Origin of the sequence: Nostoc sp., assembly GCF_036917515.1 — a bacterium.
Lineage (GTDB): Bacteria > Cyanobacteriota > Cyanobacteriia > Cyanobacteriales > Nostocaceae > Nostoc.
On the sequence record NZ_JBALDE010000154.1, the window covers coordinates 1 to 12,035 of the forward strand.

General features: G+C 43.4%; 15 protein-coding genes and 1 pseudogene. 8 read left to right on the top strand and 8 right to left on the bottom strand.

Annotation, left to right across the window (positions count from 1 at the left end; all coding sequences use genetic code 11):
• Positions 1-152 precede the first annotated feature (152 nt).
• Positions 153-1,232 carry a zinc-binding alcohol dehydrogenase family protein gene (locus tag V7K89_RS19985; RefSeq protein WP_335190126.1) on the bottom strand — a complete coding sequence of 360 codons (1,080 nt, stop codon included), beginning with the start codon at positions 1,230-1,232 and terminating at the stop codon, positions 153-155.
• An 89-nt stretch (positions 1,233-1,321) separates the two neighbouring features.
• Here V7K89_RS19985 and V7K89_RS19990 point away from each other — a divergent pair, with 89 nt between their 5' ends.
• The 3 genes from V7K89_RS19990 to V7K89_RS20000 all read left to right on the top strand — a co-directional run bounded on the left by V7K89_RS19990 (position 1,322) and on the right by V7K89_RS20000 (position 2,800).
• Positions 1,322-2,002, top strand: a complete 681-nt coding sequence (locus V7K89_RS19990) for a TetR/AcrR family transcriptional regulator (RefSeq protein WP_335190128.1) — start codon at positions 1,322-1,324, stop codon at positions 2,000-2,002.
• Positions 2,003-2,263: 261 nt separating this feature from the next.
• Positions 2,264-2,398 (top strand): hypothetical protein, encoded by a 135-nt coding sequence (locus tag V7K89_RS19995; RefSeq protein WP_335190130.1) that lies wholly within the window; start codon positions 2,264-2,266, stop codon positions 2,396-2,398.
• A 168-nt stretch (positions 2,399-2,566) separates the two neighbouring features.
• A complete protein-coding gene (locus V7K89_RS20000; protein ID WP_335190132.1) occupies positions 2,567-2,800 on the top strand; it encodes an EF-hand domain-containing protein in 234 nt (77 codons plus the stop codon).
• A 98-nt stretch (positions 2,801-2,898) separates the two neighbouring features.
• Here the strand turns inward: V7K89_RS20000 and V7K89_RS20005 are convergent, their stop codons facing one another.
• From V7K89_RS20005 to V7K89_RS20025, 5 genes are all read right to left on the bottom strand, one after another.
• Entirely contained in the window at positions 2,899-3,324 is a 426-nt protein-coding gene (locus tag V7K89_RS20005) for a hypothetical protein (RefSeq protein ID WP_335190134.1), read from the bottom strand.
• 73 nt (positions 3,325-3,397) lie between these two features.
• A complete protein-coding gene (locus tag V7K89_RS20010; protein WP_335190136.1) occupies positions 3,398-4,519 on the bottom strand; it encodes a geranylgeranyl reductase family protein in 1,122 nt (373 codons plus the stop codon).
• Between the two features lie 193 nt (positions 4,520-4,712).
• A complete protein-coding gene (gene frr / locus V7K89_RS20015) occupies positions 4,713-5,261 on the bottom strand; it encodes a ribosome recycling factor (protein ID WP_335190138.1) in 549 nt (182 codons plus the stop codon).
• Positions 5,248-5,976 (bottom strand): UMP kinase, encoded by a 729-nt coding sequence (gene pyrH / locus V7K89_RS20020; protein WP_335190140.1) that lies wholly within the window; start codon positions 5,974-5,976, stop codon positions 5,248-5,250. Before pyrH ends, frr begins: the two co-directional genes overlap by 14 nt.
• Positions 5,977-6,047: 71 nt before the next feature.
• Complete coding sequence (locus V7K89_RS20025; RefSeq protein WP_335190142.1) at positions 6,048-6,602, bottom strand: thioredoxin family protein; 555 nt, start codon at positions 6,600-6,602, stop codon at positions 6,048-6,050.
• 445 nt (positions 6,603-7,047) lie between these two features.
• Between V7K89_RS20025 and V7K89_RS20030 the strand changes: the two genes are divergently transcribed.
• Positions 7,048-7,947, top strand: coding sequence for an alpha/beta fold hydrolase (locus V7K89_RS20030; protein WP_335190144.1), 900 nt, complete (start codon positions 7,048-7,050; stop codon positions 7,945-7,947).
• Positions 7,948-8,331: 384 nt separating this feature from the next.
• On the opposite strand, the gene V7K89_RS20035 is transcribed toward V7K89_RS20030, so the two are convergent.
• Complete coding sequence (locus tag V7K89_RS20035) at positions 8,332-9,033, bottom strand: diacylglycerol/polyprenol kinase family protein (protein ID WP_335190146.1); 702 nt, start codon at positions 9,031-9,033, stop codon at positions 8,332-8,334.
• 61 nt (positions 9,034-9,094) lie between these two features.
• Between V7K89_RS20035 and yidD the strand changes: the two genes are divergently transcribed.
• The 4 genes from yidD (at position 9,095) to V7K89_RS20055 (ending at position 11,595) form a co-directional block, all read left to right on the top strand.
• Positions 9,095-9,331, top strand: coding sequence for a membrane protein insertion efficiency factor YidD (gene yidD / locus V7K89_RS20040; protein ID WP_335190148.1), 237 nt, complete (start codon positions 9,095-9,097; stop codon positions 9,329-9,331).
• Positions 9,332-9,545: 214 nt separating this feature from the next.
• The gene (locus V7K89_RS20045) at positions 9,546-9,797 is read left to right on the top strand and encodes a hypothetical protein (protein ID WP_335190150.1); all 252 of its coding nucleotides are present in this window, start codon (positions 9,546-9,548) and stop codon (positions 9,795-9,797) included.
• A 45-nt stretch (positions 9,798-9,842) separates the two neighbouring features.
• Positions 9,843-10,934, top strand: a complete 1,092-nt coding sequence (gene ychF, locus V7K89_RS20050; RefSeq protein ID WP_335190152.1) for a redox-regulated ATPase YchF — start codon at positions 9,843-9,845, stop codon at positions 10,932-10,934.
• 154 nt (positions 10,935-11,088) lie between these two features.
• Positions 11,089-11,595, top strand: coding sequence for an O-acetyl-ADP-ribose deacetylase (locus tag V7K89_RS20055; RefSeq protein WP_335190155.1), 507 nt, complete (start codon positions 11,089-11,091; stop codon positions 11,593-11,595).
• Here V7K89_RS20055 and V7K89_RS20060 read toward each other — a convergent pair.
• A pseudogene (locus V7K89_RS20060) lies at positions 11,592-12,035 on the bottom strand (hypothetical protein); the annotation flags it as partial. The gene V7K89_RS20055 and the pseudogene V7K89_RS20060 overlap by 4 nt on opposite strands.

Sequence of the window (12,035 nt, forward strand, 5' to 3'; positions counted from 1 at the left end):
TAGTTTATGACTTGCTTGAGCCGGATGCGTTGCAAGGCGCAAGTCCGGTTCTGAGGGGGCGGGATTATAGCGATATAGTCCTGCTACCCGACCACAGTTCTGCTTGCCGTAGTCGCAGAAATCTGACCACAGTAAGCAAAACTGCACAATCATCATGGCTCAATCACGGTCAACTTGAAGGGACCGCCATTAGTAGCAGCGTGCGCGACAGCTTCGTTTGCGTCGTCCAGATCGAATGCCGTGATGTCGAAATTGCTCAGATCCAGGAGTCCGGAGCGGATGAGACCGACCAGGCGAATGGTAGCTTCACGTGGATACATCCATTGGCCGTGTATGGTGATGCAGTTCCTCATGATCCACGGGTAAGGTAGTTCTAGTCCGGGATCTCCCAGCATCCCAACGCCCCCCATCAGCACTACCCTCCCGTAAGGCCGTACCGCCATGACGGCGGCCCGCACCGGAGTCGTGCCCGCTGAGGGCGGCAGGATGTCCAGCACGCAGTCAATAGGTCCGGGGGCCGCTCGCTGCATCCGCTCCCGGTCATCGTCCTCGTGGCCGGTGAGATGTACAGGGCGCACCCGGTCGCCAAACCGACGCACTAAGTCCGCTAGTACCTGCTCGTTGCGGCCCGGTGCGACGACGCAACCCGCACCCATCGCCAGGGCTACAGCCACGCAGGCGCTGCCATAGTTGCCGGTAGCCCCGCTGACCAATAGCGTCTCGCCAGCTTTTAGGTTGGCCGCCAGTAGCCCGCCATACGGTACCAACAGCACACTCAGCGCGCACCAGCGCCCCGCCTCTGCTGGGTCAAGCGCACCGACGGGGATGGCGTTTTCCGTCGGCACCAGCATCTGCCGGGCAAAGGAGCCGTGGTGAAAATACTGTTGCAAGCGCAAGCCTCCTTCACCACGGGCGCTCCAGCCTTGCAAGGTGATGTCGGGGGTTAGGGCGTTGTCGCGCGAGCGCACGGTCGGATCGCACACTACCCAGTCGTCAGCGACCAGCCGCGTCGCGTCCGGTCCTACAGACCGCACCCGTCCGACGGCTCCGCATCCCGGTACCACCGGCAGCTTCAGCAGATATTGCCGCTCGCCGCTGAAGACCTCGTTGCTGTAAGACAGTACCGGGGCGGCCACGACATCAATAATGACCTCCCCCGTACCCAGTACAGGGTCAGGTAAAGTCTCGACGGCAAGTGGCGAGCCGAACGCCTTTAAGATTGCAGCTTTCATGGTCATTTTACCTCTGAGACTCCGTATTTATGACAAAAAAAACACAATTTGTCAAAACGTCATTGACATACTAACTTTAATATGTCAGTATGTCAAATATGAAAATTCCGCCAGATTCAAAGCACAATGGGCAAAGCCCCGCCAAAGGTGATAGCATCGGCTCTGCATCAGCGCTGCCCACAAAGCGCGATCGCATTCTTAAAGCAGCTTTAGAATGTTTTGGGCGGTATGGCTTCAAGCGCACCGCAATGGATGATATTGCTAAAATTGCGGGTATTTCCCGTGCAGCACTCTACTTGTTATTTCAAAATAAGGAAGACATTTTTAGAACGCTGTCCGAATATTTGCATAGCAATGCGCTCGTCCGTGCCGAAACTGCACTCCAGTCTGAACTCGGATTTAGAGAGCGTCTAAATGCGGCGTTTGAAGGGAAGGATCTAGAGCTATTTGAGCTAGTTTGCGATTCGCCACATGGAAGCGAGCTAATCGATCTCAAGAATGTGATCGCGGCAGATATTTTTCTTTCCTCCTCCAAACGGTTTGAGGAATTACTTACAGAGGCAATTCGTCAAGCCGACGAAACCGGAGAGATTGAATTGAGTCGTGGGAGTTTTCAGCCATCTAATTTTGCGAGCTTACTGATTGGCTGTACACACGGTTTGAAAAAATCATCTTCCAGTGTTGCAGAATATCGTCAGCAATTAAGACATTTAATCTTAATTTTTGATCTGGCACTCACAGCATCAACCAACAAGGCTTCAAGTGTCTGAGGGCGTAATTATCCCGCTTGAATACTTACAACATTTATTACCAATGGGGTGGGAACATATCAACTTGAGTGCTGATTATACTTGGAATCTTAAGTCAGTAAGTAGCATTGATATACGTCCTTTGAGAAGGAAAAAATCTAATTTTTAGTGAAGCTGAAACTACTGTATGACAAGGGTTTTAGGAATTACACTAATTCCTTAGCGTACAATAAATTCGTTTTGGCGCAGTCCTGCCAAAATCTTCTTCATGTAGCGACAACAATGTGTGTATCTGATTATCTCAAGCGATCGCTAGTAGAAGTTGCCTTAATTCGGGTGCAAGATCCCATTCAGTTGAGCCAATACTCCGAACCTGAGCCAGACATCGCTGTTGTCCGCATCAATTCGCGAAAGTAGATTTTACTGTATCACCCAGCGTTTTGAAAAATCTATAATGCGCGGTCGAGCCTCTTATAAGAAGACATTGCCAAGTATAAAAATTTAATTAAATTTTCCTTAACTGTCCTTGCGTCTTTGTCAAGATTTTGAGATATTAAATTGAAAAATTAATTCAGATAAAAACTTATGACAACCGAGCAAGAGCTTCAATCTCTTTTTAATACCTTAGATGGCGATCAAGACGGCAAAGTATCCATTAATGATCTTTTTTTAAGTCCTGGCTTAAGTGCAATCATCTCATCAGAAACAAATACCACTAGTCCCCAGGAATTACTAGTACAGTATGATTCAGACAAAGACGGTAGTATTACCTTTGAAGAGTTAAAAGAAGCAGTTGAGAAAGCAAATAATTTAAACTAGCAGTTAAAAAATCAACGCCACACTCACCCCAAAATTCCTCTCTAGGCAGACTATTGAGGGATTTGCCTTTGTTTCCATAAGTTTTACAAATCAAACCTTTACTTATCTCCGATTTTTAGCAAATGTCTAGATGAAACAGCTTTCATTTTCAAGTTAGTAAATTGCACGATCGCCTTTACCAAATCTTGCTGCTCTGGTTGCAAATTTAGTTTTTCTAACGCTTGATTGATATTATTACCAGCCCGGAGATTGTGAGTAAGTTGAGCACGTTGCGATGAGGTTAACACTGCCTCAATTTCCCTGTTTCTTCTCTGACGCACAGCCTGGAGTTCTTGGCGTTGTAAAGGAGTCAGGTTAATCTCCGACGAAGTGGAATAGTTTGTAGTTTTGGTCGTTTGGGTAAAAATAACACCAGAAGGAGTATTGATTTGAACGGGTGCAGCTAAGGCAATTCCCGGCATGAAGAGAACAAGAGCAAGAATATTAGCGAACATAGACAGCCGTTTTGTCAAGTAAATTGCCATATTGAGAAATGCCTAGTACCCTGTAGCATAAGTTTGCCTAGCTTTTACAAGTTGCTTAAGCAACTTGTCTTAATTAACCTCCAAAACCAGGAATTAAACGCTTGAGGGCACGATCGGCAACGTCGCCATAGCGAAGTTCTCCACACAGAATCTGACCCATGATTTTCGCACCAGAGGGGCGCTTGACACCAACTTTGTAGCCGATCCCTGGAAAGCGATAGAATGCTCCACCTAATTTTTGTGCCCAAGCCATCTCAGTACCCCATTGTTCATTGATGGCTTCGCTATATTTTTCTAAAGCGTTAGTATCACCTGAAAGAGCCTCATCAATAGCTCCTGCTGCAATCAAACCGCTAAAAATTGACGGACGAATGCCTTCTGCTGTCATCGGATCGACTACACAAGCGGCTTCCCCAGCTAAAACCGCATTTTGGGTATGTAACTTTTGGTTGCCATCCCACAAGCAAAGGGGATAACCATATTGCTTACCAGTTTTGATATCTACATTAAACGATCGCGCGTACTCATCTAAAATTTTCTTAAAATCCTGGGGTTCGCCCCCAAGAAATGTACCGACACCAATGGAATAACCATCAGCTTTTGGAAAGTTCCAAATGTAGCCGTTTTTTACCAAGCCAAACTCGAAGTGAATTGTAGATTTATCCTTGACAGTTGTAGCAACTTCTGCCTCCAAAGCTCCTGCTAAACGGCGTTTACGGTCTTTAAAGCCTAGCCATTTTGCCATTGACCCTTTAGCACCATCAGCCGCGATTAAGTAGCGACCTGTAACTGGGCCATTGGCTGTGTTAACCTGCCAATAGTCACCTTGAAACTCAATACCAGTTACTTCTGTATTATCTCGTAGTTCAGCCCCTTGCTTCTGTCCTTGTTGCACTAGGAAATGGTCAAATATATCTCGTCGCACCATCCAAATTGGTTCTTTGGTGGCGATTTTTGCTTCCACAGGGTCGCCTAATTTCCAGGTAAAGCGAACAGAGTCGGCTTTTACAGAAATTACTGGGCTAAAATCAAAGTCAAACCATTGAGCGATCGCTGGAGATACGCCACCGCCACAAGGTTTATACCTTGGCAGAGATTCTTTTTCCAACACTAATACTGAGCGGCCTTGCTTGGCTAAATGATATGCAGCTGTTCCACCAGCTGGCCCAGCGCCGACGATGATGCAGTCGTACATATTAAATTTTTGCTCCAGAATTAGTTTATTTTCTATTGAGTAGGGGCAATTTATGAATTGTTCCTACTTTCATTATTCATGTCCACTTACTTACTCGATCAATTTTTCTAAGATTTATGCAATAAATAAGAAGTGATAAAGGCTGAAGAATTTATCCATTATCCTTCAGCCTTTATGTTCAAGACTTGAGACCTTAAACAGTCGTAATGTCTTTTTCTTTTTCTGCCAACAGCGAGTCTATTTTGGTAGTGTACTCATTTGTCAGTTTTTGCAAGTTGTCTTGTTGGTCTTTTGATTCATCTTTGGAGATTTCAGAGGCTTTCTCCTGTTTGCGAATGGCGTCTATGGCATCGCGGCGAATGTTGCGAATAGCAACACGACCCTCTTCAGCATATTTGGATGCCATTTTGACGAATTCTTTACGACGCTCGCTTGTCAAGGGCGGAATATTCAACCGGATTACAGAACCGTCGTTACTGGGTGTTAAACCCACATCAGAGAGGGAAATAGCCTTCTCAATGATGTTTAGGGTGTTGCGCTCGTAGGGTTGAATTAAAATCGTCGTAGCATCCGGTGTGCTAATATTTGCCAGTGATTTCAAGGAAGTAGGTGAACCGTAATAGTCCACCAATACCTTATCTAATAGACTCGCATTGGCGCGACCAGTGCGAATCGAGTTAAAAGCTCGTTGAGTTGCCTCAACGGTTTTTTGCATCGTACTTTCAGCTTCAGCTAATTTCACAAGAACCTCCCACAAGGGTACCGATGGATTCTCCCAAGACTGCTCGGTGGATATTTCCTCGCACCGTTAGATCAAATACCAGAATTGGGATATTATTTTCTTTACACAAAGCGATCGCAGTACTATCCATCACCCGCAAATCTTGGGCTAAAACGTGCGCGTAGGTTAAGCTATTGTAACGCTTGGCGTCAGGATAAATATGAGGATCGGCATCATATATTCCATCTACTTTGGTGGCTTTAAAAATCACCTCAGCATCGATTTCTGCTGCTCTTAATGCCGCAGTCGTATCTGTAGTAAAAAAGGGATTTCCTGAACCAGCACCAAAAATTACCACCCGCCCTTTTTCAAGATGACGGATGGCACGACGACGAATATATGGTTCTGCTAATTCTTGCATAGCGATCGCGGTTTGTACTCGCGTCTGTACTCCTATGCGTTCTAGCGAATCTTGCAGCGTCATGGCATTCATTACCGTGGCAATCATCCCGATATAGTCAGCGGTTGCCCTGTCCATCCCCGCCGACGCTGCTTTGACGCCACGAAAAATATTGCCGCCGCCAACAACTATGGCGATTTGAGTTCCAGTGGCTATCACCTCTGCTAGTTCTTGTGCTATTCCTTTGACCACTTCTGGATCGATGCCATAGCCCATGTTGCCCATTAAGGCTTCACCGCTCAGTTTGAGTAAAACCCGTCGGTAATTGGTTCCCATGAAGTTACGCTTTATCAAAAAAGTTGCAATTGCCTCCAATTTAAGATAGCAGTTACAGGGACTATCTATGTCTAGTTACGCCAAATCAATGTAGTCCCGACTGGTTCTGTTTGTGGTATTACTATTTCTTCTCCTTTAAACAGAGAAGCGATCGCAGTTCTCAAATAATCCTCTCTCACGAATAATGGCTCTTGGGGATGATTATCAATTTTACCTTTGTAACGGACTATACCATTTGTGTCTATGAGAAAGGCCGTTGGTGTTTTTGTTGCCCCGAAACTACGAGTCACATCTTGCGTTGAGTCCCATAGGTAGGGGAAGTTCAACTGGTGACATCGGGCAAAAGCTTTCATCTTTTCAAAGCTTGATTTAGTGTCGTAGTCAACATTACTACCATTGAGTCCAATTAGTGTGAAGCCTTTTAGGGCAAATTCAGCTTGAATGTTTTTCAGCCTGCCTAAATACCGCTCTACATAAGAACAGTGGTTAGATAGAGAAATAACGCCGACTGCTCGGAACTTTTCAAGATAACGCCTGAGATGGTGTACTTGACCATCAATTCCTGGTAGTTCAAAATCTGGTGCGTAGCTCCCAACGGGAGTATCAATTATTTCTAGTAGATTCATAATTTCTGGCTCGCAGAACTAGGAACAAGAAAAATATTGTTAAATTCAGCGTCAGTTTCCAGTTGCAAACCACCCCTTAGCCGATGCCTCATATTCGCCAATCTTATAGACCAAATTTGCGAGCGTAAATTGTGAAACTACTGAATCTAGCACTGATGCTAATTCACTCATATTTCAAAAATAACCAAAATATTACTCATATTAGATAAATTATGATTTCTAATACTGAGATAATCTCAGTTGTGAGTAAGTTACTTCTATCAATAAGATGAAAATCTATACTGAATAAAATTATCAGCTTAGAAGCTTTTGTGGTATATGTATAAGCTATCACTAGAGCAAAGGATTTATTTTAAAAATCTGATAAATTTTATGTAAATTCAAAACAATTTTACTTGTGCCTTGCTGCTAAAAAGCTTTTAGCCTTGTTTACATCAAATTTACCATGACAACCTCAAGTTCAAAAACAGCACTTAACTCTACAAAAACCTGGATTTGGCAAGATTTTCCGATCTGTTATCAAACCCAAGGAACTACTGGGCCAGCTGTTGTCCTAGTGCATGGATTTGGTGCTTCTTGGTGGCACTGGCGAAAAAATATTCCCGTATTAGGGGAAAATTGCCGTGTTTATGCGATCGATTTGATTGGTTTTGGCGCTTCCGCAAAACCTCAACCTGGTGAAAAAATTACCTACACATTAGAAACCTGGGGACAGCAAGTAGCAGATTTTTGCCGTGAAGTTGTCGGTGATCCAGCTTTTTTAGTCGGAAATTCTATTGGCTGTATTGTAGCCATGCAAACAGCAGTAAGTAACCCAGATATTGCCTTGGGAGTTGCTTTGCTCAACTGTTCTTTACGGCTGTTACACGATCGCAAACGGGTAACTTTACCTTTATCTCGTCGTTACGGAGCACCTTTGCTGCAACGGGTGCTATCTATTAAAGCAGTTGGCGATTTCTTTTTCAATCAACTCGCCAAACCAAAAACGGTGCGGAAAATTCTACTGCAAGCTTATGCGAATGCTGAGATGGTGACAGATGAGTTAGTAGATATTCTCACTTCACCAGCAAGCGATCCGGGGGCTGGGGCTGTGTTTCTTGCTTTTACTTCTTATTCTACAGGGCCATTACCTGAAGACCTTTTGCCACTGTTAGCGTGTCCTGTGATTATTTTGTGGGGAACGGCCGATCCGTGGGAACCAATTAAATTAGGGAGAGAATTAGCTAACTTTCCGCAAGTAGAAAAGTTTATTCCTTTAGAGGGAGTAGGGCATTGTCCGCAGGATGAAGCGCCGGAATTAGTCAATCCGATTTTACTCGATTGGATTTTGGAGCGAGCGCGGTAATCAACTCGGTTCAATTTTCACGTAATGGGTCGTATTGAATATAATCAAAAAGATTTATTTTTTGTTAATTGAGCTGATACGAAAAATTAGCGTTTGACTGGGAGTCAACTTGAAACTTTGGCACGACTAGACTTATTTTCAAATATTCCTAGAGATATTTAAGAACGCATTGAAGATTATTTGGGATCTGTTTTAATACTATTTTAAATCAAGTTAAAACTCCAAATCACTGCCAAAGCCCTAGAATGTTAGTAAATAATGTTCATTTTTATTACATAGTAAGGGTTTTCAGCTATTTGCAATGTAAGTCAGCATAATATGTAATGAAGAGTTTATTTTTTCAGAGTAATAAAAAATCGTTGGAAATAGTACTCAAGGCAACTACTAAATCAAAATTAACTGACTTAAAAAGAAGGCAAGCGCTGCACTGCCCAAGGGAACGGTCAAATTGTCAATACCCAAAAATGAAATAGCCTCTAAAGCCGTAGCTATAACTGCCGCTATCAGCGATATTACCCAAGTTTGCCAACTGTTTCCTTCAGTTCCAACTAAAATCAAACCACTGATGAAATAGCTAACAAACATCATAGTCAAGGAGCCTTCCCAACTTTTTTCTGTACCAAAAACTTTATACTTGTGTGTACCAAAACGTTGTCCAATCAAGGCAGCTAGTCCATCTCCCCAAGTCATTACCAAAATTCCGAGTGCTGCATACTGAGGTTGTTGCAAGTACCAAAACCAAGCAACTAAAATACCGAAACTGACAGAGTAAAAAAATGTCCCTAAACTTTGCCGTCCAACACTATTAATACCAGGAAGAATGGGCAATCGGTAGGATAATAAGGTGATTGCACTCGCTAAAATAGAAGCTGTAATCCCTATACTGGCGGGAATATCGAGCCACCAGGCGATTAGAATCACATTACCAGTGCCAATATGAACAATCTTCCGCACGATTTCTGGGTTGGCGGTGAAGCGGTTTACCACCCATGCAATCAGGAGGATGAGTAACACCCAAATTGCAGCCAACGCAATTTGCAGCCAGAAAACCGGAATTGAGGTGAAGTCAGAAAATGTAATTAACAAAGATGCGACAAAATGAAAATTTTTACCCCTATTACTAATTTATAAGATTTGGGTAGCTGCAATGAAATTATTATTTATTTGGCTGATTCGGGGCTACCGAATGTTTATCTCGCCGTTGTTTCTCCCGACTTGTCGCTTTCAACCAACTTGTTCGATGTATGCTATTGAAGCTATTGAACGATTTGGAGTGTTACGTGGTAGCTGGATGGCAACTCGGCGGATTTTGCGCTGTCATCCGTTTCATCCAGGTGGTTACGATCCAGTGCCAGAGGTGGTAAATAAGGTAAAAGAGGAGTAGTTTAGTACAGTTTTGTGTAAAATTGTGCCGAATTGAGGGGTGAAATTTCAACGCTCCAGGGGCGCGGAAGGACGCTAAGAATTCGCTACGAATTAATCACAAGAGCGGTAAATTATTAAATGAAGTGTTCGTGGGTATAGCTATTTGGGGAGATGTCAATAGATGAGGTTCTCATCTAGCGTGAAAAGGTTAAATAATTTAATTTAGACTTTCCATGATTAATCCCACTGCGATTTCTATACCCGAACCACAAATTCCTACTCCTAGCCCGAACCCGCTACCTAGCCCCAATCCTGAGCCAAATCCGCTACCTAGTCCTGAACCTGTACCGGGGCCAGCGATACCCCAACCTTTACCTGGGCCTGTACCAGAACCAGTACCTGCTCCCATTCCTCAGACGGTTCCTGAGCCGATTCCTCAAACAGTTCCAGAACCAATTCCTCAAACCATACCGGAACCTGTTTAGATTACCTTGGTAATGTAATCCAAAATCCCAAATCTAAAATCCAAAATGCTAAGAGCCGGAATTGTCGGACTTCCCAACGTCGGAAAATCTACTTTATTTAATGCTGTAGTTGCTAATGCCAAAGCAGAAGCAGCTAACTTCCCTTTTTGCACGATTGAACCGAATGTCGGCGTTGTCGCAGTACCGGATGAACGGTTAAATGTTCTTGCTAAGATTGCCAGTTCGGCACAAATTATCCCGGCGCGGGTGGAATTTGTGGATATTGCCGGTTTAGTTAAAGGTGCAAGTCAGGGTGAGGGACTAGGAAATCAATTCCTGTCCCACATCCGGGAAGTTGATGCGATCGTCCATGTAGTACGTTGTTTTGAGAATGACGATATTATCCACGTTGCTGGTTCTGTTGACCCAGCACGAGATATTGAAATCATTAATATAGAACTCGGTTTATCAGATTTAGCACAAATTGAGCGGCGAATTGACCGCACTCGCAAACAAGCTCGTACTAGCAAAGATGCACAGTTTGAAATCACAGTTTTAGAAAAATTAGCTGCGGCTTTAAATGAAGGGAAATCGGTGCGTCAGGTGAGCTTGAATGAAGAAGAAGCAGTAATTATTAAAGGACTGGATTTGCTCACTTATAAGCCGATTATCTACGCGGCGAATGTATCTGAAGATGAGTTGGCAACTGGTAATGATTTTGTGGAAACAGTGCGGCAAATTGCAGCAACTGAAAATGCCCAAGTTGTGATAGTTTCGGCTCAAGTTGAAGCTGAATTAGTGGAATTACCAGATGAAGATAAAGCTGATTTTCTTGCTTCTTTAGGTGTGGAAGAAGGCGGTTTGAAATCATTGATTCGTGCAACCTACACCCTTTTGGGCTTGCGAACATATTTCACCTCGGGGCCGAAAGAAACCCGCGCTTGGACAATTAATACGGGAATGTCTGCACCTCAAGCTGCTGGTGTAATTCACAGTGATTTTGAAAGGGGATTTATTCGCGCCGAAACTGTCGCTTATAAAGACTTAGTAACAAACGGTTCGATGAATGGGGCGAAGGAGAAAGGGTTGGTTCGCAGTGAAGGGAAAGAGTATGTTGTGCAGGAAGGGGATGTAATGTTGTTCCGATTTAATGTGTAGAGGTAATTAATGAGTGGCCGTTATCGATAAGATAATGGTCAACTTACACCAAGTTGCGAGCGCACCAAGAATCTTGACAAAATCCTATGTATATGTATTACAGAGTCGCAAATTAACAGCAATCAGTTCGATTTTTTAACCAAGCTCAAGTTTTATGGAAGTTATTTTGGGTGATATTACAAAGCTACAAGTTGATGCAATTGTAAATGCTGCAAATACAAGTCTGCTTGGAGGTAGTGGAGTAGATGGAGCAATACACAGAGCAGCTGGAGCAGAACTTGTTGATGAATGTAGATCGCTTAGAGGATGCAAAATTGGCGATGCCAAACTCACCAAAGGATATCGCTTGCCTGCAAGCTTTATCATTCATACAGTGGGTCCAGTATGGCGAGGAGGTAATAATAAAGAACCCGAACTTCTAGCTCAGTGTTACTACAAGTGTATGCAAATCGCCGCCGATAAAGAATTTAATACTTTGGCATTTCCTTGCATTAGTACTGGTATTTATAAATATCCTAAGATTCTAGCTGCTGAGATTGCAGTGAAAATATGTGAAGAACAATTACAAAGGAATGGTCGCCCCCAAAGAGTAATTTTTTGTTGCTACGATCAAGAAAATTATGAAATTTATACAAAAATTTTATCTGAAAGGATAGATTAACTTCCACCCACAATGTATACATAGGAACCCAAATTTTCATCATCTGTACCAACAATCACACCGCCTTCTGCACCGGGAACAAGTTCCATACCTTCAATTTTGTGATAATCAGAGCGGTAGAGAGGAACAAATTGAGAATTTTGTCGCCATACAATTTTATTACCACGAAATCCCAAGTAACCAGCGACATACACAGCTGACTGAAATGGCCCATCATCTCCGGCATCACTTGCTGAGGTAATGTACACAATTCCTACGGGGTCTACCTTAATATCTGAAATATGGCGAACATTGCCAGATGGAAATGGTACTTTCAGATTGGCAGAACCTGCAAGAGTAATTTGATATTTAACCTGAGTTCGGGATAAGGAAAGGAGCAGGTAGTAAGCTGAAAATAGCGTTAAATCCAGCACCTGCCCTATGTTTAGTTTAGAAGCATT